At 59.3% G+C, this 25063-nt stretch carries 25 protein-coding genes and 2 tRNA genes; 20 read left to right on the top strand and 7 right to left on the bottom strand.

Translation table 11 applies throughout. The features are described from left to right. The first annotated feature begins 393 nt into the window (after window positions 1-393). The 10 genes from FHL16_RS31100 (at window position 394) to FHL16_RS31045 (ending at window position 13490) form a co-directional block, all read left to right on the top strand. Window positions 394-1794: a polynucleotide adenylyltransferase PcnB gene (locus FHL16_RS31100; protein WP_010467601.1), complete on the top strand. Its 1401-nt coding sequence runs from the start codon at window positions 394-396 to the stop codon at window positions 1792-1794. Between the two features lie 3 nt (window positions 1795-1797). Further along, complete coding sequence (gene folK, locus FHL16_RS31095) at window positions 1798-2283, top strand: 2-amino-4-hydroxy-6-hydroxymethyldihydropteridine diphosphokinase (protein ID WP_077750274.1); 486 nt, start codon at window positions 1798-1800, stop codon at window positions 2281-2283. Window positions 2284-2647: 364 nt separating this feature from the next. Continuing rightward, entirely contained in the window at window positions 2648-3448 is an 801-nt protein-coding gene (gene panB / locus FHL16_RS31085; RefSeq protein ID WP_010467597.1) for a 3-methyl-2-oxobutanoate hydroxymethyltransferase, read from the top strand. Beyond that, complete coding sequence (gene panC / locus FHL16_RS31080; protein ID WP_010467596.1) at window positions 3445-4305, top strand: pantoate--beta-alanine ligase; 861 nt, start codon at window positions 3445-3447, stop codon at window positions 4303-4305. The genes panB and panC overlap by 4 nt, the downstream gene beginning before the upstream one ends. A 193-nt stretch (window positions 4306-4498) precedes the next feature. Further along, window positions 4499-4879, top strand: coding sequence for an aspartate 1-decarboxylase (gene panD / locus FHL16_RS31075; RefSeq protein ID WP_003228271.1), 381 nt, complete (start codon window positions 4499-4501; stop codon window positions 4877-4879). A 225-nt stretch (window positions 4880-5104) separates the two neighbouring features. Next, window positions 5105-6769 (top strand): glucose-6-phosphate isomerase, encoded by a 1665-nt coding sequence (gene pgi / locus FHL16_RS31070; RefSeq protein WP_010467595.1) that lies wholly within the window; start codon window positions 5105-5107, stop codon window positions 6767-6769. 230 nt (window positions 6770-6999) lie between these two features. Then, window positions 7000-8937, top strand: coding sequence for an acetate--CoA ligase (gene acs, locus FHL16_RS31060; RefSeq protein WP_010467593.1), 1938 nt, complete (start codon window positions 7000-7002; stop codon window positions 8935-8937). 175 nt (window positions 8938-9112) lie between these two features. Beyond that, window positions 9113-10129, top strand: coding sequence for a class I SAM-dependent rRNA methyltransferase (locus FHL16_RS31055; protein WP_010467591.1), 1017 nt, complete (start codon window positions 9113-9115; stop codon window positions 10127-10129). A 104-nt stretch (window positions 10130-10233) separates the two neighbouring features. Further along, the gene (locus FHL16_RS31050) at window positions 10234-13188 is read left to right on the top strand and encodes a DUF748 domain-containing protein (RefSeq protein ID WP_077750273.1); all 2955 of its coding nucleotides are present in this window, start codon (window positions 10234-10236) and stop codon (window positions 13186-13188) included. Further along, window positions 13188-13490: a DUF2845 domain-containing protein gene (locus FHL16_RS31045; protein ID WP_077750272.1), complete on the top strand. Its 303-nt coding sequence runs from the start codon at window positions 13188-13190 to the stop codon at window positions 13488-13490. The genes FHL16_RS31050 and FHL16_RS31045 overlap by 1 nt, the downstream gene beginning before the upstream one ends. A 283-nt stretch (window positions 13491-13773) precedes the next feature. Here FHL16_RS31045 and FHL16_RS31040 read toward each other — a convergent pair whose 3' ends face one another. Both FHL16_RS31040 and FHL16_RS31035 read right to left on the bottom strand, forming a co-directional pair. After that, entirely contained in the window at window positions 13774-14127 is a 354-nt protein-coding gene (locus FHL16_RS31040; protein WP_010467586.1) for a BON domain-containing protein, read from the bottom strand. Between the two features lie 312 nt (window positions 14128-14439). Beyond that, window positions 14440-14847 carry a pilin gene (locus tag FHL16_RS31035; RefSeq protein ID WP_010467585.1) on the bottom strand — a complete coding sequence of 136 codons (408 nt, stop codon included), beginning with the start codon at window positions 14845-14847 and terminating at the stop codon, window positions 14440-14442. Window positions 14848-15072: 225 nt separating this feature from the next. Here FHL16_RS31035 and pilB point away from each other — a divergent pair, with 225 nt between their 5' ends. The 5 genes from pilB to yacG are packed head-to-tail and all read left to right on the top strand — an operon-like array spanning window position 15073 to window position 19684. Then, window positions 15073-16773 (top strand): type IV-A pilus assembly ATPase PilB, encoded by a 1701-nt coding sequence (pilB, locus tag FHL16_RS31030; protein ID WP_077750271.1) that lies wholly within the window; start codon window positions 15073-15075, stop codon window positions 16771-16773. A gap of 2 nt (window positions 16774-16775) precedes the next feature. Next, complete coding sequence (locus tag FHL16_RS31025; protein ID WP_077750270.1) at window positions 16776-17993, top strand: type II secretion system F family protein; 1218 nt, start codon at window positions 16776-16778, stop codon at window positions 17991-17993. 1 nt (window position 17994) lies between these two features. After that, the gene (locus FHL16_RS31020; RefSeq protein WP_077750269.1) at window positions 17995-18867 is read left to right on the top strand and encodes a prepilin peptidase; all 873 of its coding nucleotides are present in this window, start codon (window positions 17995-17997) and stop codon (window positions 18865-18867) included. After that, complete coding sequence (coaE, locus tag FHL16_RS31015; RefSeq protein WP_077750268.1) at window positions 18864-19487, top strand: dephospho-CoA kinase; 624 nt, start codon at window positions 18864-18866, stop codon at window positions 19485-19487. The genes FHL16_RS31020 and coaE overlap by 4 nt, the downstream gene beginning before the upstream one ends. After that, the gene (gene yacG, locus FHL16_RS31010; RefSeq protein ID WP_077750267.1) at window positions 19484-19684 is read left to right on the top strand and encodes a DNA gyrase inhibitor YacG; all 201 of its coding nucleotides are present in this window, start codon (window positions 19484-19486) and stop codon (window positions 19682-19684) included. The genes coaE and yacG overlap by 4 nt, the downstream gene beginning before the upstream one ends. A gap of 3 nt (window positions 19685-19687) precedes the next feature. Here the strand turns inward: yacG and FHL16_RS31005 are convergent, their stop codons facing one another. The 3 genes from FHL16_RS31005 to FHL16_RS30995 form a co-directional block, all read right to left on the bottom strand. Continuing rightward, the gene (locus FHL16_RS31005) at window positions 19688-19903 is read right to left on the bottom strand and encodes a hypothetical protein (protein ID WP_077750266.1); all 216 of its coding nucleotides are present in this window, start codon (window positions 19901-19903) and stop codon (window positions 19688-19690) included. A 63-nt stretch (window positions 19904-19966) separates the two neighbouring features. Then, window positions 19967-20656, bottom strand: coding sequence for an energy-coupling factor ABC transporter permease (locus FHL16_RS31000; protein ID WP_077750265.1), 690 nt, complete (start codon window positions 20654-20656; stop codon window positions 19967-19969). After that, the gene (locus FHL16_RS30995) at window positions 20653-21120 is read right to left on the bottom strand and encodes a hypothetical protein (RefSeq protein WP_010467572.1); all 468 of its coding nucleotides are present in this window, start codon (window positions 21118-21120) and stop codon (window positions 20653-20655) included. The genes FHL16_RS31000 and FHL16_RS30995 overlap by 4 nt, the downstream gene beginning before the upstream one ends. A gap of 129 nt (window positions 21121-21249) precedes the next feature. Here FHL16_RS30995 and FHL16_RS30990 point away from each other — a divergent pair, with 129 nt between their 5' ends. The 5 genes from FHL16_RS30990 to FHL16_RS30970 all read left to right on the top strand — a co-directional run bounded on the left by FHL16_RS30990 (window position 21250) and on the right by FHL16_RS30970 (window position 24687). Then, the gene (locus tag FHL16_RS30990; protein WP_007970534.1) at window positions 21250-21876 is read left to right on the top strand and encodes a DUF1780 domain-containing protein; all 627 of its coding nucleotides are present in this window, start codon (window positions 21250-21252) and stop codon (window positions 21874-21876) included. Then, window positions 21873-22400: an MOSC domain-containing protein gene (locus FHL16_RS30985; RefSeq protein WP_010467568.1), complete on the top strand. Its 528-nt coding sequence runs from the start codon at window positions 21873-21875 to the stop codon at window positions 22398-22400. The genes FHL16_RS30990 and FHL16_RS30985 overlap by 4 nt, the downstream gene beginning before the upstream one ends. A 51-nt stretch (window positions 22401-22451) precedes the next feature. Further along, on the top strand, window positions 22452-22625 hold the full coding sequence (locus tag FHL16_RS30980; protein WP_008028730.1) for a DUF3094 domain-containing protein: 174 nt from the start codon (window positions 22452-22454) through the stop codon (window positions 22623-22625). A gap of 60 nt (window positions 22626-22685) precedes the next feature. Continuing rightward, window positions 22686-23984: an NAD(P)/FAD-dependent oxidoreductase gene (locus FHL16_RS30975; protein WP_077750264.1), complete on the top strand. Its 1299-nt coding sequence runs from the start codon at window positions 22686-22688 to the stop codon at window positions 23982-23984. Window positions 23985-24288: 304 nt separating this feature from the next. Beyond that, the gene (locus FHL16_RS30970; protein ID WP_010467563.1) at window positions 24289-24687 is read left to right on the top strand and encodes an HvfA family oxazolone/thioamide-modified RiPP metallophore; all 399 of its coding nucleotides are present in this window, start codon (window positions 24289-24291) and stop codon (window positions 24685-24687) included. A gap of 51 nt (window positions 24688-24738) precedes the next feature. On the opposite strand, the gene FHL16_RS30965 is transcribed toward FHL16_RS30970, so the two are convergent. Both FHL16_RS30965 and FHL16_RS30960 read right to left on the bottom strand, forming a co-directional pair. Further along, window positions 24739-24814: transfer RNA gene (locus tag FHL16_RS30965), tRNA-Lys, on the bottom strand. A 5-nt stretch (window positions 24815-24819) separates the two neighbouring features. Next, window positions 24820-24896 (bottom strand) — tRNA-Pro (locus tag FHL16_RS30960). Between the last annotated feature and the right edge of the window lie 167 nt (window positions 24897-25063).

The raw sequence follows: 25063 nt of genomic DNA, 5'->3' as shown, positions 1-25063 counted from the left end.
ATAATAAAAAACTGTCCCAAGACAGTGCCTGAACTGGTTGGATCGAACGATCACTGCAGCACAGCGACCAAAGCAATCCGTTTGCTCTTGGCTCCCGATTGGGAGGGCCATGAAGGAAACACTTCATGGCGAGGGCACTTAATAAAAACAAAAAGCCCGACTCAAAAATAAAAATAGAGCATGCAACTACTTTCTTGGGGAGCTTCGGCTCCCCTTGTAGTTTCTACGATTCGAAAAACCTACCCAAATCTGCTTTGTTTTCCGCTTGAAGCCTGCGGCTTACAGCTCATATCTGCTGTGTCCTACACCATCCCCTGACTAAATGCTAGAATCCCCACCCATCATGCGGTCATTCTTCGTTATGGCCGAACATTCCTTCAAACAGTGCATCCCATGCTGAAGAAGTTGTTCCAGTCATTCCGTTCTCCCAAGCGTCATACGCAACACATTCGCAGTACGCCTGAAGTCCTCAACAGCGGCCAACATTCGCTGCAAAAGGCCCAATTCAGCCGTTACGCGGTGAACATCGTCGAACGCCTGCAGAACGCCGGTTACCAGGCCTACCTGGTCGGCGGCTGTGTGCGTGACATGCTCCTTGGCATCACGCCAAAAGATTTCGACGTCGCCACCAGTGCCACGCCTGAGCAGGTGCGAGCCGAATTCCGCAACGCGCGGATCATCGGTCGCCGCTTCAAGCTGGTGCATATCCACTTTGGCCGCGAAATCATCGAAGTCGCGACCTTCCGCGCCAATCACCCGCAAAACGACGAGGAAGAAGACAGCAACCAGTCTTCCCGTAACGAGAGCGGGCGCATCCTGCGCGACAACGTCTACGGCACGCTGGAAGAAGACGCGCAACGCCGCGACTTCACCATCAATGCCTTGTATTACGATCCGGTCAGCGAGCGCATTCTCGATTACGCCAATGGCGTACACGACATCCGCAATCACCTGATCCGCCTGATCGGCGACCCGAAGCAACGCTACCAGGAAGACCCGGTACGGATGCTGCGGGCCGTGCGTTTCGCCGCCAAGCTGAATTTCGGCATCGAAAAACACAGCGCCCTGCCGATCCGCGACCTGGCGCCGATGCTGCGCGAGATCCCGTCAGCCCGTCTGTTCGAAGAAGTGCTCAAGCTGTTCCTCTCCGGCCATGCCGCGGACACCTTCGAGATGCTGGTCGACCTGCAGTTGTTCGATCCGCTGTTCCCGGCCAGTGCCGAGGCGCTGGAATACAACCCGACGTACACCCACACCTTGATCAGCGAAGCGTTGATCAACACTGACCTGCGGATCAAACAGAACAAACCGGTGACCCCGGCGTTCCTGTTTGCAGCCCTGCTGTGGCCTGCCCTGCCGGCCCGCGTCCTGCGCCTGCAAGAACGTGGCATGCCACCGATTCCGGCGATGCAGGAAGCCGCTCACGAGCTGATTGCCGAGCAGTGCCAGCGGATCGCGATTCCGAAACGCTTCACCATGCCGATCCGCGAGATCTGGGACATGCAGGAGCGGCTTCCTCGCCGCAGCGGCAAGCGTGCCGACCTGTTGCTGGACAACCCGCGGTTCCGTGCCGGTTACGACTTCCTGCTGCTGCGAGAAAGCGCTGGCGAGCAGACCGATGGCCTGGGCGAATGGTGGACCGACTATCAGGACGCCAATGACAGTGAGCGTCGGGACATGATCCGCGACCTCAGCGGCAAGGATGAAGGCACCGGCGCACCACGCAAACGGCGTCGCAGCGGTGGCGCCAAGCGCAAACGCGCGGCCGGCGCACCGAGTGCTACGGGCGAGTAATCCATGGAACGCATCTACATCGGCATGGGCAGCAATCTGGCTGACCCCGCCGAACAATTGCGCAGCGCCGTCGAGGCGCTGGCGCAGTTGCCGCAGACCCAACTGGTCGGGGTGTCCGGGTTTTATCAAAGCGACTCGCTTCTGCCCGGCCAGCCGCGTTACACCAACGCGGTCGCCGCCCTCGACAGCACGCTCCCGCCATTGGACCTGCTTGATGCGCTGCAAGCCATCGAGAACGGACAAGGCCGCGAGCGTCTTGAGCGTTGGGGTCCACGAACGCTGGACCTCGACATCGTGCTGTTTGGCGACCGGCTGATCGACGAACCGCGCCTCAAGGTGCCGCACTACCATATGCAGGAGCGGGCCTTCGTTCTGTATCCGCTGGCCGAACTGGCGCCTGCAGAGCTGCGTCTGGCCGATGGCCGCAGCCTGAAGGCATTACTCGCAGCCTGTCCGTTCGTCGGCCTGGAACGCCTCCCTCCGAATTAATGCAAATCCCCTGTGGGAGTGAGCCTGCTCGCGATAGCGACTTAACATTCACCGAAGATGTTGACTGTCAGGACGCAATCGCGAGCAGGCTCACTCCCACATTGGTTTTTGTGTTGAACATAGAATCCGCTGCTGAATCGCATCAGTTACCCCGGTAACACCCCCCGCGTAACAACGCGGTAACACATGCAATTGACTTCCCGAGTTCTCCTCACGACTATAGGCGTCCCGCTGCCGCCAACACGGCGTTGAAGGGCGCAATCCAGGCCTTAAAAGCACGACATCAGAGCGTGCGCCTGTATTTAACGAAGAATCACGCGCGTTACTCGCAGTAGTTTCCAAGCGCCTGAATGAGGAACTTTTCATGCCAGCCATCACCCTGACCACTCTGCAAGGTTTGAAGCAAAAAGGTGAAAAAATCACCATGCTGACCTGCTATGACGCGACCTTCGCCCACGCCTGCAATCAGGCTGGCGTCGAAGTGCTGCTGGTGGGCGACTCCCTCGGCATGGTTTTGCAAGGTCACGACAGCACCCTGCCGGTGACCACCGCGGAAATGGCTTACCACGTGGCAGCCGTCAAACGCGGCAACGCCGATGCGCTGATCCTCGCCGACCTGCCGTTCATGGCCTACGCCACCACCGAACAAGCCATGAGCAACAGCGCCCTGTTGATGCAGGCCGGTGCGCACATGGTCAAGGTTGAAGGCGCATTGTGGCTCGCCGACTCGATCCGCCTGCTGGCCGAACGAGGCATCCCTGTGTGCGCGCACATGGGCCTGACACCGCAATCGGTGAACATGCTGGGCGGTTACAAAGTCCAGGGCCGCAGCGAGAACCAGGCGCGACAGATGCGCGCCGACGCCATCGCGCTGGAACAGGCCGGTGCCGCCATGCTATTGCTTGAGTGCGTACCGAGCGAATTGGCCCAGGAAATTACCCAGGCAGTGGGCATTCCGGTGATCGGTATCGGTGCCGGCAGTGACACCGATGGCCAGGTCCTGGTCCTGCACGACATGCTCGGCCTGTCCATTACCGGTCGCGTACCTAAATTCGTAAAGAACTTCATGAACGGCCAGACCAGCATTCACGCAGCTCTGAGCGCCTACGTCAGTGAAGTCAAAGCCGCCTCTTTCCCTGGGATCGAACACGGATTCTCTGCATGAACACCGTAAAAACAGTACGCGAACTCCGGGCCGCCGTGGCCCGTGCCCGCAGCGAAGGCAAGCGCATCGGCTTCGTGCCGACCATGGGCAACCTGCACAGCGGTCATGTCGCGCTGATTACCAAAGCGACCCAACGGGCGGATTTCGTAGTCGCCAGCATTTTCGTCAACCCGCTGCAATTCGGCGCCGGCGAAGACCTCGACAAGTACCCGCGGACCCTGGCGGCTGACCAGGAGAAACTGCTCCAGGCCGGTTGCCACTTGCTGTTCGCGCCCACCGTCGAAGAAATGTACCCCGACGGCATGGCCGGCCAGACCCGCGTCAGCGTCCCGCAACTCTCCGAAGGCCTGTGCGGCGCCAGCCGTCCCGGGCATTTCGAAGGTGTCGCGACGGTCGTCAGCAAGCTGTTCAACATGGTCCAGCCGGACCTGGCGGTCTTCGGCCAGAAAGATTTCCAGCAACTGGCGGTGATCAAATCCCTGGTCCATGACCTGAACATGCCAGTGCAGATCATTGGCGAACCGACCGTTCGGGCAGCCGATGGCCTGGCGCTGTCGTCGCGCAATGGTTTCCTCAGCGAAGAGCAGCGCGCCGTTGCGCCGGTGGTGTATCGCGGCCTGTGCCAGATTGCCGAGGCGATCAAACAGGGCGAGCGGGATTTCCCGGCGCTGATCGACGCACAGATCAAGCAGCTTGAAGCAGCCGGGTTGCGCCCCGATTACCTGGAGATTCGTCACGCGCAAACCTTGCGCCCAGCGACTCCGGAAGATCGGGACCTGGTGATATTGGTTGCGGCGTTCCTGGGCACCACACGGTTGATCGACAACCTGCACCTGAACCTCGACGCCCCCGCCTAAGCACCGCCCCCCTGTAGGAGCGAAGCTTGCTCGCGAACAGCCTGTCACACTCGACATTTGTGTCGACTGATACGCCGCGTTCGCGAGCAAGCTTCGCTCCGACAGAAAATTGCGTGGCTTCGCTCCCTTATTGCTGCCTTTTATGCCTTCGGGCAAACTGCCCGCCGTTCGATTCCGACCTGGGAAAACACTCATGCACGCCATCATGCTCAAAGCCAAGCTGCATCGCGCCGAAGTCACTCACGCCGTACTCGATTACGAAGGTTCCTGCGCCATCGACGGCGAATGGCTGGACTTGTCCGGCATCCGTGAGTACGAACAGATCCAGATTTATAACGTCGACAACGGCGAACGCTTCACCACCTACGCGATTCGTGGCGAAGAAGGCTCGCGGATGATCTCGGTCAACGGTGCTGCCGCGCACAAGGCCAAGGTCGGTGACCGTGTGATCATCTGCGCCTACGCCCATTACAGCGAAGCCGAGCTGCTCAACTTCAAACCGCGCATGCTTTACATGGCACCGGGCAATGAACTGAGCCACACCAGCAATGCCATTCCGGTTCAGGTCGCCTGATCGAACCGACGCCCCTCCCGTTTGTCGAACCGTTCCCTGCTTTGTGTATAAAAAAGTACCGGGAACGTGTTAGACAAAGTCAAGACAGATCGCAGCGCGAGGTTTACTGTATTCGCCCTGTGTCATTGAAATCGTGTCGACGCAGTTGACCGGACGCCTGCCTACGGCGCGCCGGGATTTTCAGTGTTCAAAAAAGCCGTTCAAGTAAAAAGGAAACCCGCAGCGATGGCGTACTACCGCACTCCTCACGACGTGACCGCTCTGCCCGCCTGGCAAGCGTTGAATGACCACCGCCAAGCCATGCAGGATTTCAGCATGCGCGAGGCCTTCAATGCCGATCCGCAGCGTTTTACTCAATTCACCCTCAGCAGCTGCGGGCTGTTTCTCGATTACTCGAAGAACCTGATCAACGCCGAGACCCGCAATCTGCTGGTGGGCCTGGCCAATGAAGTCGACCTCAAGGGCGCGATCAAATCGCTGTTCGACGGCGAAATCGTCAACTCGTCGGAAGGTCGTCCAGCCCTGCACACCGCACTGCGTCGCCCGGTTGGCGACAAGCTGTCGGTGAATGGCGTCAACGTGATGCCAGAAGTGCACAAAGTGCTGAACCAGATCACCGACCTCGTCGGCCGCATCCATGACGGTCTGTGGCGTGGCTACACCGAGAAGCCGATCACTGACGTGGTGAACATCGGCATCGGTGGCTCGTTCCTCGGCCCTGAGCTGGTGTCTGAAGCGCTGCTGTCCTACGCCCAGAAAGGCGTGCGTTGCCATTACCTGGCGAACATCGATGGCAGTGAGTTCCACGAACTGACCATGAAGCTGCGCGCGGAAACCACGCTGTTCATCGTGTCGTCGAAATCCTTCAACACCCTCGAAACCCTGAAAAATGCCCAGGCCGCTCGCGCCTGGTACCTGGCTCAGGGCGGTTCGGAAGCCGAGCTGTATCGTCACTTCATCGCCGTATCCAGCAACAACGCGGCGGCCGTGGCGTTCGGTATCCGCGAAGAAAACATCTTCCCGATGTGGGACTGGGTCGGCGGCCGTTACTCGCTGTGGTCGGCCATCGGTTTGCCAATCGCGCTGGCCATCGGCATGTCGAACTTCAAGGAACTGCTGTCCGGTGCCTACACCATGGACCAGCATTTCCAGAGCGCGCCATTCGAACAGAACATGCCGGTGCTGCTGGCGTTGCTTGGCGTGTGGTACGGCAACTTCTGGGGCGCGCAAAGCCACGCGATCCTGCCTTACGACCACTACCTGCGCAACATCACCAAGCACTTGCAACAGCTGGACATGGAATCCAACGGCAAGAGCGTGCGCCAGGACGGTACGCCAGTGTCCACCGATACCGGCCCGGTGATCTGGGGTGGCGTGGGTTGCAACGGTCAGCACGCGTATCACCAGTTGCTGCACCAAGGCACCCAACTGATTCCGGCCGACTTCATCGTGCCGATTGTCAGCTTCAACCCGGTCTCCGACCACCACCAGTGGCTGTACGCCAACTGCCTGTCGCAAAGCCAGGCTCTGATGCTCGGCAAGACCCTTGTCGAAGCCGAAGCCGAACTGCGTGACAAAGGCATGAGCGAAGAAGACGTGCATAAAATCGCGCCGCACAAGGTGATCCCGGGCAACCGTCCGAGCAACACCCTCGTGGTCGAGCGCATCAGCCCCCGTCGTCTCGGTGCGCTGGTGGCGATGTACGAACACAAAGTCTTCGTGCAAAGCGTGGTCTGGGGCATCAATGCCTTCGACCAGTGGGGCGTGGAGCTGGGCAAGGAGCTGGGCAAAGGCGTCTACAACCGCCTGGTCGGCAGCGAAGAATCCCCGGCTGACGATGCTTCCACCCAAGGCCTGATCAACTACTTCCGCGGTCGTCACCGCGGTTGATCTGACGCCCGCCCACAGGGTTTGTGCCAAACACAAATGCTGTGGGCAACACCAATCCCTGTAGGAGTGAGCCTGCTCGTGATAGCGGTTTTTCATTCAACATCGATGTTGACTGATCCACCGCCATCGCGAGCCGGCTAACTCCTACCGTTGTTTTGTGTCTGGCTTGAACCCTTTCGCTACTCGGCGCATCTTTATTACTTGTCGCAAAACAAGAATAAGGAACCGTCATGTTCGATATCAGCACGTTCCCCAAAGCCGATGCCGTCCGCCGGGCTGCACACTTGAGTCAAGACGACTACCACCGCCTCTACCGTCAATCCATCGAGCACCCCAGTGAGTTCTGGGCCGAGCAGGCCACCCGCTTTCTCGACTGGAGCACGCCGTGGGACACCGTCCAGCGCTATAACCTGAAGACCGGCGAGGCCAGCTGGTTTGCCGGTGGCAAGTTGAACGTCAGTTACAACTGCATCGACCGTCACCTGGAAAAACGCGGCGATCAGATCGCCATCCTCTGGGAAGGCGACGACCCCGCCGAATCCGCGCAGATCACCTACAAGAAACTCCATCACAACGTCTGTCGCCTGGCCAACGTGCTCAAAAGCCGTGGCGTGAAAAAGGGTGACCGCGTGTGCATCTACATGCCGATGATTCCCGAAGCGGCCTACGCCATGCTCGCCTGTACGCGGATTGGCGCGGTGCATTCGGTGGTGTTCGGCGGCTTCTCTCCAGACTCTGTGCGCGACCGGATTCTCGACGCCGACTGCCGCACGGTGATCACCGCCGATGAAGGCGTGCGCGGCGGCAAATTCGTGCCGCTCAAGCAGAAGGTCGACGAGGCACTGCAAAGTTGCCCGAACGTCAGCACCGTCATCGTCGTCGAGCGCACCCAAGGCAAAGTGGACTGGGTTGAAGGTCGCGATCTCTGGTATCACCAGGCGCTACGCGACGTCAGCGACGATTGCCCGCCAGAGCCCATGGACGCCGAAGACCCGCTGTTCATCCTCTACACCTCCGGCAGCACCGGCAAACCCAAAGGCGTACTGCACACCACCGGCGGCTATCTACTGCAAGCGGCGATGACCTTCAAGTACGTACTCGACTACCGCGATGGTGAAGTCTTCTGGTGCACCGCCGACGTCGGCTGGGTCACCGGCCACAGTTACATCGTCTATGGCCCGCTGGCCAACGGCGCGACCACGCTGATCTTCGAAGGCGTGCCAAGTTACCCGAACAGTTCGCGCTTCTGGCAGGTGATCGACAAACACCACGTCAACATTTTCTACACCGCCCCGACTGCGCTGCGCTCGCTGATGCGTGAAGGCCCCGAGCCGTTGAAGGACACTTCTCGCCAGAGCCTCAGATTACTCGGCAGCGTCGGTGAGCCGATCAACCCGGAGGCGTGGGACTGGTACTTCAACGTCGTCGGCGAACAGCGTTGTCCGATCGTCGACACCTGGTGGCAGACCGAAACCGGCGGCATCATGCTCAGCCCGCTGGTCAGCGCGCAACGGATCAAGCCCGGCTGCGCCACCCAACCGATGTTCGGCGTGCAACCGGTGCTGCTGGATGAAACGGGCAAGGAAATCAAAGGCGCCGGCAGCGGCGTGCTGGCGATCAAATCCAGCTGGCCGGCGCAGATCCGCAGCGTCTATGGCGACCCGCAACGGATGGTCGACACCTACTTCAAGCCCTACCCCGGCTACTACTTCACCGGCGACGGCGCGCGGCGTGATGAGGATGGCGATTACTGGATCACCGGGCGCATCGACGACGTGATCAACGTCTCCGGGCACCGCATCGGCACTGCCGAGGTAGAAAGCGCGCTGGTGCTGCACGACAGCATCGCCGAGGCCGCCGTGGTCGGTTATCCCCACGACCTCAAGGGCCAGGGCATCTATGCCTTCGTCACGCCCATGAACGGCACCGAGGCCAATGACGAGCTGAAGAAGGAATTGCTGGCTCACGTCAGCAAGGAGATTGGCAGTTTCGCCAAACCGGACTTGATCCAATGGGCCCCGGCCTTGCCGAAAACCCGTTCGGGCAAGATCATGCGGCGCATCCTGCGCAAGATCGCGTGCAACGAACTGGACAGTCTGGGGGACACCTCGACACTGGCCGATCCAAGCGTGGTGCAGGGGCTGATCGACAAACGTCTGAACCAGTAACGCACCTGACAGCATCGCGAGCAGGCTCGCTCCCACATTGGCTTTGTGCGAAACGCAAAACGCTCAGCCAACAATTAGCTCTGTGGGAGCGAGCCTGCTCGCGATGGCAACACCTCGACTTCCCGCCAATGCTGTTAAACTCCCGCGCCAAATTCCCTCCTGCAAGGCGCACAGCATGTCTTCCTTGAATCAGGCGCTGCGCGCCGCCCTCGATCATCGCCAGGACCTGCTCGCCGAGCTGCATCAGCAAGGCACCGATTGCTATCGCCTGTTCCACGGCAGCCAGGAAGGCGCCGGCGGCCTGACCATCGACCGCTACGGCCCGCAACTGCTGGTACAAAGCTTCCACCAGGCGCTGGAACGTGACGCACTGCTGCAACTGCACGAGACCGTCAATCAACACCTGGGCCTCGATACGCTGCTGGTCTACAACGACCGTTCCAGGGGCAACTCGCGTATCGACCGCGAAGACACCGTCTACCGCGCCGACGAGGCAGCCCTGCAAGACTTGATCGGCCACGAATGGGGCCTGAACTACCGGGTTCGCGGCCGTCATGCCGGCCAGGATCCACTGCTGTTTCTCGACCTGCGCAACACGCGCGGCTGGGTCAAGGAGCACAGCAAAAACAAAAGCGTGCTCAACCTGTTCGCCTACACCTGTGGTGTCGGCCTGAGTGCTGCGGCCGGCGGGGCAAGTGAGGTGTGCAACCTGGATTTCGCCGAGGGCAATCTGGCGGTCGGCCGCGAGAACGGTCTGCTCAATCCGCAATTGCCGGCCATGGAATTCATCCAGTCCGATTACTTCCCGGCCATCCGCCAACTGGCGGGGCTGCCGATCAGTCAGCGACGCGGGCAGAAACTGCCGAGTTACACGCGTCTCGACCAGCGTCAGTACGACCTGGTGCTGCTCGATCCACCCGCCTGGGCCAAGAGCGCGTTCGGCACGGTCGACCTGCTGCGCGACTACCAGAGCCTGCTCAAACCCGCGCTGCTGACCACCGCCGAGAACGGCGTGCTGATCTGCTGCAACAACCTGGCAAAGGTCAGCATGGACGATTGGCGCGAGCAGGTTTTACGTTGCGCAGAGAAGGCCGGGCGGCCTGTGCGTGAGTGGACGGTGATGAAACCGGGCGGTGATTTCCCGTCGATGGATCAACAGCCGCCGCTGAAGACGTTGATTCTGCAACTCTGATCACGCAGGAAATTTCCTACGCAAATTTCTGAAAAACCAGAAGAGTGCGTTCACTTCGGAACCGGAATCGCGTGCCATACTCCAACGCACTCCGATTCAGACAGATGAAGCCACACATGCCCAAAGGATTGATTCGCGCTATTGGCGCATTGTTGACTGCTCTGGCCCTTTATAGCCTGCTGGGGTTTCTGATTTTGCCGGGCATCGCGTTGCGGGTCGCCAACCAGCAATTGGCCAATTACGCCACGATGCCCGCGACGATTTCCCGGATCGAGCTCAACCCCTTCAGCCTGGAAGTGACCCTCTGGGGCCTGGTCATCGGCGAGCCGGGCAAAGAACAGGTCGGTTTCGAACGCCTGTACGCCAACCTGCAAATCGACAGCCTGTGGACCAAGGCGCTGCACCTGTCCGATATCGAAATGGACAAACCCAAGACCGAAATCCTTTTCGGCAAGGACGGCAAGCTCAATCTGCTGGGCCTGTTCAAGATCCCCGCCAGCGAACCGACCCCGGCCGACCCGGAAGCCAAGCCGTTCCCGTTGCGTATCGAGCGGATCAAACTGGCGGGCGGCAATGTGCACTTTCAGGATTTGCGCCCCAGCGAACCCATCGAATTCCTCTACGACAAACTCGACTTCGAGCTGAAGAACCTCAGCACGCTGCCGGAAGACAGTGCCGACATGACGTTGGTGGCCATCGGCCCGGGCGGTGGGCAGCTCGACTGGACCGGTAACTTCAGCCTGATCCCGATTGCCTCCGAAGGTAAGCTCAAGATCACCGACGGCAAGATGAAAGCCTTCTGGCCCTATGTGCGTGACGCGTTGCCCCTGGTGCTCGAAGACGGTGTCGTCAACCTGAGCACTGACTACAAGCTCAACTTGTCCAAGGAAACCGAGCTGCTGCTGAGCAACGTCGCCGTCAGCGTCGCGCCATTTGCCATCAAGGCCCCGGACGGTCGACCACTGGCCAAACTCGAGCGCCTGGACATCAGTGAAACCACGGTGGACCTGGCCAAACAGCAAGTGGTGGTCGGCAAGATCCGTAGCAATAAACTGGAAACCTGGGCCGCCCTGGAAGCCGACGGACAACTCGACTGGCAAAAGTTGTTCGCCAGCCAACCGTCCAAAGCTGCAGTAAAAGCCAACGCCGAACCAGCGAAAACGCCGGCGGCAGCCGATTCGCCTGAAGCCGAACCCGCGCCACCGAGCAAGCCGTGGCAAGTGCTGCTCAAAGACGTGCAACTGCGCAATTACCAGGTTCATCTGGCCGACCGCAAGGCACAACCGGCCGTGGCACTGGATGTCGGTCCGCTGAACCTCGATTTGCAAAATTTCGACAGCCTCAACGGCTCGCCTTTTAACCTCAAGCTCGACACCGGCGTGGGCAAACAGGGCAAGCTCATGGCCGACGGCGTGGTCAATCTGGCACCGGTCAGCGCCAAACTGAATGTGCAAACCAAAGACATCGACCTGCGTGTCGCCCAGTCCTACATCAACCCGTTCATTCGCCTGGAGCTGCGCAGCGGCATGCTCGGCAGTGATCTGGCGGTCGATCTGAAAAGCACCGAGCCATTGGCATTCAGCGTCACCGGTAAAGCGCAGGTCGATCAACTGCACACCCTCGACACCCTCAAGACCCGCGACTTCCTCAAGTGGCAGCAGCTGGTGCTCGAAGGTCTGAACTATCAGCATGGCGACAGCCTGTCGATCGACAAGGTCAACCTGTTCCAGCCTTACGTGCGTTTCATGATCAACGATGACCGCACCACCAACATCGATGACCTGCTGATCCCGCAACCGGCCGACACCGCAGCTGCCAAGACAGCCGCCAGCAAACCCGCCAGCAAGGACAAACCGCTGGGCATCCACATTGGCGGCATTGCGATCAATGACGGTTCGGCGAACTTCGCCGACTTCAGCCTGACCCCGAACTTCGCCACGGCGGTGCAACAACTCAACGGTCAGATCGGCACCATCGACAGCCGTCAGGCGAAACCGGCCAGCGTCGATATCAAAGGCAAGGTCGACCGTTACGCGCCCGTGACCATCAAGGGTTCGGTCAACCCGTTCGACCCGATGGCCAGCCTCGACATCGCCACCAGTTTCAAACGTGTGGAACTGACCACGCTGACGCCCTACTCCGGCAAGTTCGCCGGGTACCGCATCCGCAAGGGCCGGCTCAATCTCGACCTGCACTACATCATCGTCAAGGGCCAGCTCAAGGCCGAAAACAAAGTGGTGGTCGAGCAACTGCAATTGGGTGAAAAAGTCGACAGTCCGGACGCTGTGAGCCTGCCGCTGAAGCTGGCGATCGCGTTGCTCAAGGACGTCGACGGCAAGATTTCAATTGAGCTGCCGGTGACCGGCGACCTGAACAACCCGCAGTTCAGCGTCATGCCGATTGTCTGGCAGACCCTGCGCAACCTGATCGTCAAGGCGGCTGCCGCACCGTTCAAAATGATAGGCGGGCTGGTCAGTGGCGGGGGTTCCGAAGATTTGGGCACTGTCTCGTTTGCGCCGGGCTCCAGTGAGCTGAGCAAGGACGCCGAGGGTTCGTTGATCAAACTGTCCCAGGCCCTCAAGGAACGCCCTGCCCTGCGCCTGGAAATCGAAGGCACCGCAGCCGCCAGCAGCGACGGTCCGCTGATTGCCGAGCAACGGCTTGAGCGCGAATACCAGTACAACTACTACAAAATGCTCCAGCGACGCGGTGACAAGGTTCCGGCCCAGGCTTCATTGCTGCAAGTGCCGGACGGCGAGAAAGGTCCGCTGCTGGAAGGGATCTACCGCACGCGCCTGAAGACCCAGCCACCGGCTGAGTGGAAGGATCTGGGCAAGGAAGAACGCACCGCCAAAATGCGCGCAGACGTGATCAAATTCTGGAGCACCAGCGACGTGTTGCTGCGCCAACTGGGTCAGGAACGCGCCAGCAGCATCAAGGATTACCTGGTGGACAAGGCCCAGATGGCCGATGACCGTGTCTACTTCATCGACGCCCAACTGGGCGAGGCGGAAAGTGACGGTCGGGTGGTAACGCCGATGCACCTGGATGCCGAGTGATGATCAGACAAGTGTTGATCAGCCTGACCCTGGCGCTGGCGCTGGCGGCCAGTCAGGCCTCGGCGGCCGATACCCTGCGCTGTGGCAGTCAGTTGGTCAGCGTCGGGGACAGGTCCAGTGAAGTGCTGCAGAAGTGCGGTGAACCGGTCAGCCGCGATCTGCTGGGCTACAAGCGCAGCGCCAACCGACGGGAAGAGTTTCAGGTCGAGGAATGGACCTACGGGCCCAATGGCGGGATGTATCAATACCTGCGGTTTGAAGGTAATCGACTGAGACAGATCACCAGCAAGCGCGGTAACTGACTCCGATCCAAAGTGGTTACATCACAAAATGTGGGAGCGAGCCTGCTCGCGATAACGGTGTGTCATGCAGCATTGATGTTGGCTGACACACCGCTATCGCGAGCAGGCTCACTCCCACATTGGTTTGTGCGACGCCCACAATAGAACAGGCCCCCGACACGAATGTCGGAGGCCTGTAATGGCCACATCCTTGTGGCCTTTCGCATGAACTCTCCAGATGCGGCTGGCGTATTGCTCGGCCCGCCTGCCGCGCCTTCTCCCAGTCCAGGCGAGAAGTCTTGCCTTACTCGGCTTTCAGGCCGTCAGCGGAGACCGCCTGGACGCCTTTGATTTTCTTGGCGATGGCCACGGCGGTGGTTTTCTGTGCTTCAGTCACTGCAACAGTGGACGACAGGGAAACAACACCTTTGTTGGTCTCAACCTTGATGTCGGTACCAGGAATGCCTTTTTCGGTTACCAGGTCTGCTTTGACTTTGGTGGTGATCCAGGTATCGGAGGTAGCTTCTTTGGCTTGGGTCACTTCACCGGCGGCCAGGACCATTGGAGCCTGAGTCGCTTGGGTTTGAGCGAATGCAGCGTTGGCCATGGTCAGGGTCAGCGCGGTAGCAGTAGCGGCAGCGATAGCGAACTTCTTCATACGAGTAACTCCTGTTTTTCTAGAAAGTCTGCTGCGTGTCTTGTCAGCAGGGTTACTGGGTATATTGCGAACGCTGTGCCAACTTTGAGACAGCCAATAAATCCTTATAAAACAATAACTTATGAAAACACCTGATTTTCGGAATCATGCAAAATGCATGACTTTGTGATTCTCTACATGCAAGTTGCGGGTTTTGACGTGGGCCTAAGGCCATGAATTGTCGAGAATTTCTTTCTTTAACGCGTTTTTCCCTTCAATAGACAAAAAAATGCCCCGCCTCGTGAAAGGCGGGGCATTTGTTAACCGCGAGTATCAGACGCCTGTGCAGCCTTTAGGTGCGTACTCCTGAGCCACTGTGGTGGCGCAAGTCCAGCCAGTCAGAGAGCGCGTCAGGGTAATGGTTTTGCTCAAGACCGGACCTGGAGCGTTAAGGATCGTGCAACCGATGGTGCCGGTACCATCAGTCGCGACACCCGCTGCCGTGGTTGTGCAATTGGAAGTCGTGGCGGTTCCGCCCACTTTTGTCAGATCCGGATTGGTACCAGAGTTCATGAGGTCCTCAAACGGGACTTTCAACGCCGTGATCTCTGCCAGACCGGCCGTCACCTTGGCACGCGCTTGATACTTCGAATAAGCCGGCAACGCAAACGTCGCCAGAATCCCGATGATCGCCACCACGATCAGCAGTTCGATCAGGGTAAAACCTTTTTGAGTATTCATAGACAGGCTCCATGCATGAGTCGAAATCTCATGATCTGAATGAACTTCAGCACAGCCCGTGCCAGGCGCTGCGCCCCCAGTTGGCGGGGCGTGAAGCCAGGTCAGGGACCTTTCCTACCCCCAGGATCCGCACTATCTGACACTATTTGTCACCTGACGGCCGCTGGTTTGGCTCAGCGCCTTGACTAGGCTATAAGTCATGAACTGTCTGCGTCCGGTATCCCCATGAATGACATCGCCCTAAGCGGCCTGGCCAAGCAACTGGTCATGGCCGAACTGCTCACTGAGCAAATCGCGCAACAGGCGTATCTGCAAGCCCAACGCAGCAAAATCTCTCTGGTCAGTTACCTGGTGCAGAACAAGCTGGTGAAGAGCCGGCAGGTTGCCGAGATTGCCTCGGAGCATTTCGGCATGGCGCTGCTCGACCTCAATTGCCTGGACAAGGAAGCCCAGCCTCGAGGGTTGGTCAGCGAGAAACTGATCCGTCAGCACCACGCCCTGCCCCTCTGGCGCCGTGGCAACAAACTGTTCGTGGGGGTTTCCGACCCGACCAATCATCAAGCCATCAACGACATCCAGTTCAGCACCGGGCTGAACACCGAAGCCATTCTGGTAGAGGACGATAAGCTCGGCGATGCCATCGAGAAGTTCTTCGACAGCCAAGCAACCGGCCTGGAAGACATGGCCGATGTTGACCTTGACGGGCTGGACATCGAGTCGGTCGACGACAACAAAAAGGACGCCATCGCCGGCCAGGATGCCGATGACGCGCCGGTGGTGCGCTTCGTCCACAAGATGTTGCTCGATGCGATCAAGAGTGGCTCTTCCGACCTGCATTTCGAGCCCTACGAAAAAACCTACCGGGTGCGGATGCGCACCGACGGCATGCTGCGAGAAGTCGCCAAGCCGCCGAGCCAACTGGCCAACCGCATTGCGGCGCGGCTGAAAGTCATGGCCAGCCTCGACATCTCCGAGCGGCGCAAACCCCAGGACGGACGGATCAAGATGCGCCTGTCCAAGACCAAGTCCATCGACTTCCGGGTCAACACCCTGCCGACCCTGTGGGGCGAGAAAGTGGTGATCCGGATCCTCGACCCATCCAGCGCACAAATGGGTATCGACGCCCTCGGCTACGAGCCTGAACAGAAAGCCTTGTACATGGCTGCGCTGAAGCAGCCACAGGGCATGATCCTGGTCACCGGGCCGACCGGTTCGGGCAAGACCGTGTCGCTCTACACCGGGTTGAATATCCTCAACACCGTGGACATCAACATCTCCACCGCCGAAGACCCGGTGGAGATCAACATGGAAGGCATCAATCAGGTCAACGTCAATCCCAAGCAAGGGCTGGATTTCGCCCAGGCTCTGCGCTCGTTCCTGCGTCAGGACCCGGACGTGATCATGGTCGGCGAGATCCGCGACCTCGAAACCGCCGAAATCGCCATCAAGGCCGCCCAGACCGGGCACATGGTGCTTTCCACCCTGCACACCAACAGCGCCGCGGAAACCCTGACCCGCCTGCACAACATGGGCATTCAGGGCTTCAACATCGCCACCTCGGTCACCCTGATCATCGCCCAGCGGCTGGCGCGCAAACTGTGCAGCCATTGCAAGAAACCCATCGAGATTCCCCGCGAGGCGTTGCTCAAGGAAGGCTTCCCCGAGGAACGCATCGGCTCGTTCACGATCTATGAGCCGGTCGGTTGCGATCAGTGCAACGGCGGTTACAAGGGGCGAGTGGGGATTTATGAAGTGGTGAAAAACACACCGGACCTGCAACGGCTGATCATGGCCGAAGGCAATTCCCTGGAAATCGACATTCAGATGCGCAAGGACGGTTTTAATGACTTGCGCACCTCGGGCTTGATCAAGGCCATGCAAGGCGTCACCAGCCTTGAAGAAATCAACCGGGTCACCAAGGACTGAACATGGCGGTCAAAGCAGCAAAAATCAGCGTCTACGCCTGGGAAGGCACGGACAGGAAAGGATCAAAGATGACCGGCGAGTTGAGCGGTCTCAACCCGGCCTTGATCAAGGCTCAGTTGCGCAAGCAGGGGATCAATCCCGGCAAGGTGCGCAAGAAATCCGCCTCGATTTTCAGTTTCGGCAATCGGATCAAGGCTCAGGAAATCGCCCTGTTTACCCGGCAAATGGCAACGATGATGAAAGCCGGCGTGCCGCTGCTGCAATCGTTCGACATCATCGGTGAAGGCTTCGACAACCCGGCCATGCGCAAACTGGTGGACGAGGTGAAGCAGGAAGTCGCGGCGGGTAACAGCTTCGCCGCGTCCTTGCGTAAAAAACCGCAGTATTTCGACGAGCTGTACTGCAACCTCGTCGACGCAGGTGAGCAGGCTGGCGCTCTGGATACCCTGCTGGAACGGGTGGCGACCTATAAGGAAAAGAGCGAAAGCCTCAAGGCCAAGATCAAGAAAGCCATGACCTACCCGCTGGCCGTGGTCTTTGTGGCGATCATTGTCACCGGGATTCTGCTGATCAAGGTGGTGCCGCAGTTCGAGTCGGTGTTCAAGGGCTTTGGCGCCGAGTTGCCGGCCTTCACCGTGATGGTCATCGGCTTGTCGGAGTTCTTGCAGGCCTGGTGGTGGATGATGCTTGGCGCGTTGATCGCCGCGATCTTCGGTGTGCGCCACGCCTTTAAAACATCCGAGGCCTTTCGGGACCGCACGGACACCTGGCTGCTGAAGCTGCCGCTGATCGGCACCTTGATGTACAAGTCCGCCGTGGCCCGTTACGCCCGCACCCTGTCGACCACATTCGCCGCCGGCGTGCCGTTGGTCGAAGCCCTGGATTCAGTGGCGGGCGCGACCGGCAACATCGTGTTCAAACGGGCGGTGCTGCGCATCAAGCAGGACGTGTCGACCGGCATGCAGCTGAATTTCTCGATGCGCACCTCCGGCATCTTTCCCAGTATGGCGATCCAGCTGACCGCCATTGGCGAAGAATCCGGCGCTCTGGACGACATGCTCGATAAGGTCGCGAGCTTCTACGAGAACGAAGTGGACAATATGGTCGATAACCTCACCAGCCTGATGGAGCCGTTCATCATGGTGGTGCTGGGTGTTATTGTCGGTGGCCTGGTGGTTGCGATGTACCTGCCCATCTTCCAACTCGGCTCAGCGATCTGACATGCCCTTGAACGAAGTCCTGATCCTCTATCCGCTGGTGTTCGTGGCCATCGCCTTGGCAGTCGGCCTGCTGGTAGGCAGTTTCCTCAACGTGGTGGTCTGGCGCCTGCCGAAAATGCTCCAACGCGAATGGCGGCTGCAAGCCCATGACGTGTTGGGTTTTCCGCCCGAGGCACCGGGCCCCGCCTACAACTTGATGCTGCCTCATTCCCACTGCCCGCAGTGCGACCATCGAATCCGCGCCTGGGAAAACATCCCGCTGCTCAGTTATCTGTTTTTACGGGGTCGATGCTCGAACTGCGCCGCGCCAATCAGCAAACGTTATCCGCTGACTGAACTGGCCTGCGGTCTGCTCTCGGGGTTTATCGCCTGGCATTTCGGCTTCGGCTGGCAGGCCTGCATGGTGCTGGTGCTGACCTGGGGCCTGCTGGCGATGAGTCTGATCGACGCCGAGCACCAACTGCTGCCGGATGTATTGGTGCTGCCGCTGCTGTGGCTGGGGTTGATCGTCAACAGCTTCGGGCTGTTCGTGTCACTGCATGAGGCATTGTGGGGCGCTGTGGCCGGTTATATGACCTTGTGGTCGGTGTTCTGGCTGTTCAAGCTGCTCACCGGCAAGGACGGCATCGGCCACGGCGACTTCAAGTTACTGGCCCTGCTCGGGGCCTGGGGCGGTTGGCAGATATTGCCGTTGACCATTCTGCTGTCATCGCTCGTGGGGGCCATCATCGGGGTGATTTTGCTGCGACTGCGCAACGCGCAAACCTCGACTCCGATCCCCTTCGGACCCTTTCTGGCAATTGCCGGCTGGATTGCCTTGCTCTGGGGTGGTCAAATAACCGGCTTCTATTGGCAGTTTGTCGGTTTGAAATGAATACCCCTGTGGAAAAACCCTGGATTCTCGGCCTGACCGGCGGCATCGGCAGCGGCAAAAGCGCGGCTGCCCAGCACTTCATCGACGTGGGCGTGCACGTGGTGGACGCCGATCATGCGGCGCGCTGGGTGGTGGAGCCGGGGCGCCCGGCGCTGGCGAAGATCGCTGAACATTTCGGCCCCGGCGTATTGCAAGCCGACGGACAACTGGATCGCGCGGCGTTGCGCAAACTGATCTTTGAGGTGCCGGAGGAACGCCGCTGGCTCGAAGCGTTGCTACATCCGCTGATCGCCAAGGAAATCACCGATCACCTGGCCAAGGCACAATCGCCTTACGCGATTCTGGTTTCGCCGTTGCTGATCGAGTCCGGGCAGTACTCCATGACCCAACGGGTCCTGGTGATCGATGCCCCGGAACAGCTACAGATCGAACGCACCTTGCAGCGTGACCAGACCAGCGAGCAACAGGTCCAGGCGATCCTCAAGGCGCAGTCCAGCCGCCAGGACCGCTTGAGCCACGCCGACGATGTGGTGGTCAACGACCGCGACCTCGCCTGGCTGCACAGCGAGGTCGAACGCCTGCATCACTTTTACCTTACATTGCGTGGAGGCCAGTCATGAGCCAAACCCCAACCGTCGATTGCCCAACCTGCGGAGCCCCTGTTGAATGGAGTCCCGAAAACAAATTCCGGCCATTCTGTTCTGACCGTTGCAAACTGATCGACCTGGGCGCCTGGGCGTCGGAAGAACACAAGATCCCGGTCAGCCCGGACGCCGAAGACGAGATGTTCAGCGAAGACTTCGACCCGCGTCACTGACACTCAGGGCCGCATAAAGCCGTAGTCCTGGTCTTCATCGAGGTTTTCCGCCAGAAAGCGCAACTCGTCGGCCAGGTCTTCGGCACTGCGCACCGCCTTGCTCTGCTGCACCACCGCGCTGAGCAAGGCGCGCAGGCTCAATCCCGGATCAAACCCCACTTCCTGTGCACTATCCAGACTCTGACGCAACTCCTGCCTTGCCCATTCGTACACACTCATATCGATGCTCCTGTAGGTTTTGTGGAGCATGAAAGCGTCAGCGTTTTATCGATTTGATGTGGATCAAGATTTGGGATCGTCGTCTTTCCAGGGCGCCGAAAGGTAGCGTGTGCGGTTGAAGGTCTCCAGCCATTCCGGGCTGAACACCACCAGCGCGCTGACAATCATGCCGTTGATGAAGGCTTCGGGAAAAATCAGCAGCCACAGATAACCGACAAAATCCTCAAGCCAGTACGGCATCTCGAAACGTTCGTTGAACCACAACAGCCACAGCGCCATTAATAGACACAGCAACGCTGACAACGCCGCGGCGAAGAAGCCGGAAACGAAGATATACACAAAGGGATTACGTGGCTGCGCGCGTTCGACCAGGATCGCACAGCATTCGGTCACCAGCACCGGCAGCACAATCAGCAGCGCACCGTTGACCCCGACGGCCGCCAGGTCCTGACGCCCGAGCAGCACCAGCCCGCATTGCGCCACCAAGGCACCGACGATCGCCAGTGGCCAATCCAGCAGCAACGTCACAGCCGTCATGCCAATGAAGTGATACGACACGCCTGTATCGAAATCACGTCGCACCAGCCACAGCATGAACAGCGCGAACACTGTGCCGAACAGCAAATGCTGACGGCGGCTGTCGGTGAACAGCTCAACCCACGGCGCACGCCAGAGGGCCCAGAGCAGCACGGACACATAAATCAGCCAGCCGACTGTCAGCGTTTGCTGGGACAGCAGCTCGGCACCGATCATGGTCCAGCCTTCTCCAGTGCCTCATGCAACTGCGCGGCCGTGGCATATTCGTGTTGCGCAACCAATTGGCCATCTTTGAGTTGCAGCCACAGCACTTTATCCACAGCCCCGGGATAACGCGGCGCCACACGCCCCTCGCGGTCCAGCATGACCCGATAGGAATAATCACGCATGGCCGGAACGGCAAACATCTTCGCGATCAGCCGTGGCATGCGCTGGATGTCCGCTAAAAACACAACGTGGCGCGCCTCCAGATAACCCTTGGGCTCACCTTTCAGCGCAGCGTCAACCAGTTTGGCGGCGTCCATGCTTCGCGCCACCAGCAACGTCTGAGTCTGATGATCGAGCGTATAGGCCTGGTCGAATTGATCGAGCAAGGTCCAGGGCGCGAGTCGCTCGCCCACCTCCACCGCCTGGGCCCATAAGGGCAGAAGCCCCAGTAGCAACACCGGCCAATATTTCACATTCACCCCCTTGTCGGATCAATTACACACAGTGGCCATCAGTCTACACCGCCCGATCCGACTGCCCAGTGACGTCCTTTACCGGTAAACGCTTTCTGCTTGTCGCATTTGAACGCTAAGCTTGGGCCTATGGATGACTCAGATTATTTACGCCTGCTGACCATCGCGGCCGAGCAAGCCAACGCCTTTCTGTCCAATGCCCGCAAATGGGAGCGTGAGCGTTGGGTTTGTCAGCGCCTGTTGCAAGGCCTGAACATTCCCTATCGCGCCGACGAGTTCGCGCCTGCCGGGGAGCCGCCGGACGTGCTGTTCCGCGACGCCAGTTTCGAGGTGTTCTTCGTCCTCGACGAGGGACGGCGCCTCAACGACGAATGGCGCGATGAACTGCAACGCCGGCGCAGCGCGTTTTCCCTGAGCCAACTGGTGCGTCGCGAGGCCAAGCCCCGACGCATTCCCGCCAATGAATTCCTGCTGAGACTGGCGCCGACCTTGCGTAAAAAAGCCCACAACTACAAAGAACGCGGCATGGACCTGGGGGAACTGGACATCATTGCGTTCGCCAGCCTCAAGCGTGAAGTGCTGGACCTCAACAGCCATTTTCCGCCGCCGACCGAATACTTGCGCCAGGGCTGGCGCTCGCTGTCGTTGGTCGGTCCGACCTTCGCCCGAGTGCTGTTTGCACATCCGGACGCTCCGGACTTCCTGCGCAGTAACCTTGGCCGCAGCATCGTCTTCGACGTCGGGATCAGCCTGTGAGCCCATTGCAGGCATTAATCGCCGAAGTCCCGCAAGCCGGCCGCGTGCGCTGGATCGGCGTGCGCCCGGAACCTCACGTGCCGATGATCGAACTGGATGCCGTTGAGGCGCGACTTGAAGCCGGCCTGACCGGCGATCGAGCCCGCCCGGGAGTCCGTAACGCACGGCAAGTGACGTTGATTCAGTGGGAGCATCTGGCTGTGATCAGCTCGCTGATGGGCCGCCCGCACGACAAACCGGTCTTGCCTGAAGATTTGCGGCGCAACCTCGTTATCAGTGGTATCAACCTGTTCAGCCTCAAGGGTCGTCGCTTCCGCATCGGCCAGGCAATTTTCGAAACCACCGGCTGGTGCCAGCCTTGCGCGCGCCTGCAAAACAACCTCGGCCCCGGGACGTTTCAGGCTGTGCGCGGACATGGCGGAATCACGGCCCGAGTGCTACAAGGTGGAATCATTCGCCTGGACGACAGGGTGAGCGTCGAACCCATTCCCGACAGCGGCTATGCTCCGTTCAACGTTCGTTAATCAGCCTGTAGCTTCTACACCTTCAGCAACGTCTACCTGACGAGGCCCAATATGACCAGCCGCCTGAACCCCGACGACCAGAAGCATGTCGAAGAGTACCTGCACCTGTCCCAGCACCGAGTCGAGCGCCGGCCTTTCCGGCCGTGGATGCTCCTGGTGGTGGTGTTGGCAGTGACCATTGGTTTAGGCCTGTTGAGCCGATTTATCAGTTACCTGACGCTATGAGCTGCCTCGCGCTCGCTCGGTTGACTGCACCGATTTCTTTTAGCCTTGCGAGATATCCCTATGAATCATCGTATTGTCATCGTTGGCGGCGGCGCCGGCGGTCTGGAGTTGGCTACCCGTCTGGGTAAGACTCTGGGCAAACGTGGCACGGCCAGCGTGATGCTGGTCGACGCGAACCTGACCCACATCTGGAAGCCGTTGTTGCACGAAGTGGCGGCCGGGTCGCTGAACTCTTCCGAAGACGAACTCAACTATGTTGCCCAGGCGAAATGGAACCACTTCGAGTTCCAGCTGGGGCGCATGAGTGGCCTCGACCGCGAGCAGAAGAAAATCCAGCTGGCCGCCACTTACGACGAAGCCGGCCTGGAACTGGTACCGGCGCGTGAAGTGGCTTACGACTCGCTGGTGATTGCCGTCGGCAGTACCACCAACGATTTCGGCACGCAGGGCGCGGCGCAGCATTGCCTGTTTCTCGACACCCGCAAACAGGCCGAGCGTTTCCACCAGCAATTGCTCAATCACTACCTGCGCGCCCATGCCGGGCAAACCGACAAGGTCGAGCAGATCAGCGTCGCCATCGTCGGCGCGGGTGCCACCGGTGTCGAACTGGCAGCAGAACTGCACAACGCCGCCCACGAGCTGGCGGCCTATGGCCTGGACCGGATCAAACCGGAAAACATGCACATCACCCTGATCGAAGCCGGCCCACGAGTGCTGCCAGCCCTGCCGGAACGCATCGGCGGGCCTGTGCATAAAACCCTGGAGAAACTCGGGGTCAATGTGATGACCAATGCCGCCGTCAGCGAAGTGACCGCTGATAGCTTGATCACCGCCGATGGCAACGTGATCAACGCCAGCCTGAAAGTCTGGGCCGCCGGCATTCGTGCGCCGGGCTTCCTCAAGGACATCGATGGCCTGGAAACCAACCGCATCAACCAGCTGCAAGTGCTGCCGACCCTGCAAACCACCCGCGATGAAAACATCTTCGCCTTCGGTGACTGCGCGGCCTGCCCGCAACCGGGCACCGATCGCAACGTACCGCCGCGCGCCCAGGCTGCGCACCAGCAAGCTTCGTTGCTGGCCAAATCGCTGAAACTGCGGATCGAAGGCAAGGCGTTGCCGGAGTACAAATACACCGACTACGGCTCGCTGATCTCACTGTCACGTTTTTCGGCTGTGGGTAACTTGATGGGCAACCTGACCGGTAGCGTGATGCTCGAAGGCTGGCTGGCGCGGATGTTTTACGTGTCGCTGTATCGCATGCACCAGATGGCGCTGTATGGCGCGTTTCGCACCGCGATGTTGATGCTCGGCAGCAAGATTGGGCGCGGGACTGAGCCGCGACTCAAACTGCATTAAGATCTTCAGCGTCTATTAGGGCCTCTTCGCGGGCACGCTTCGCTCCTACAAGTTCACCACCGATCTGTAGGAGCTAGGCTTGCCCGCGAATGAGGCACCTCGGTCCACTTGTGTGTCCCACTGTATCTCCCCCCTCGATTCCTCCCCTTCGCTTACAAACTCCCCCTTGCGCGACACAGTAGCGATACACCCCGCCCTTTAAATGGCCACATCCGAGCAAGGCAACTCGCCCGCTACGGTTATCGCCGCACTCACGTGGCGTCCTTTATCGAACGGTTGTGTCGTGCAACCCAGGAGTATTGAAATGTCCCGTACTACCAAAAACACTATTGGCCTGCTCGGCGCTGTTTTAGCCGGCGGCATGATGTTGTCCGGTTCCGTATTCGCTGCGCAGCCGTTGACCCAAGGCTATTTGCTGGCCTCGGCCGAACAGGTGGTGAAAACCCCTGAAGGCAAATGTGGCGAAGGCAAGTGTGGCGATGCGTCGATGGCGAAGACCGATACCGATGGCGACGGCAAGGTCTCCCGCGCCGAATTCCAGAAAGTCGCGCCGAAGTCCAATTTCGACAAGATCGACACCAACCATGACGGCTTCATCGACGAGCAAGAGGCTTACGACAACGTAAAAGCCAACTTCGAAGCCAATGGCAAGAAAATGCCAAAAGGTCTGTTCGAACATTTGAAAGACCAAGACGGCGCCTAAGCCTTCAGGAATCAAACCGCGTTTTTCCTTCGAGAAACGCGGTTTTTTTTATGGTGGGTCGTGTGGGATTCGAACCTACGACCAATTGGTTAAAAGCCAACTGCTCTACCAACTGAGCTAACGACCCAAAAATGGTCGGGGTAAGGGGATTCGAACTCCTGACATCCTGCTCCCAAAGCAGGCGCGCTACCGGACTGCGCTATACCCCGGTAAAAAAAAGGCACCTTTTAAAGGCGCCTTCTGCGAACAGAGCTTTTGGCGTCTGATCTTAAGATCTGATCCCAGCGTTAACTGGTTTCAAAAATGGTGGGTCGTGTGGGATTCGAACCTACGACCAATTGGTTAAAAGCCAACTGCTCTACCAACTGAGCTAACG

The sequence above is a fragment of the Pseudomonas sp. FSL W5-0299 genome, from assembly GCF_005930655.1.
GTDB lineage: Bacteria > Pseudomonadota > Gammaproteobacteria > Pseudomonadales > Pseudomonadaceae > Aquipseudomonas > Aquipseudomonas mandelii.
The sequence above is the reverse complement of the archived record's forward strand: the minus strand, read 5'-3'. Positions and strand labels throughout refer to the sequence as shown.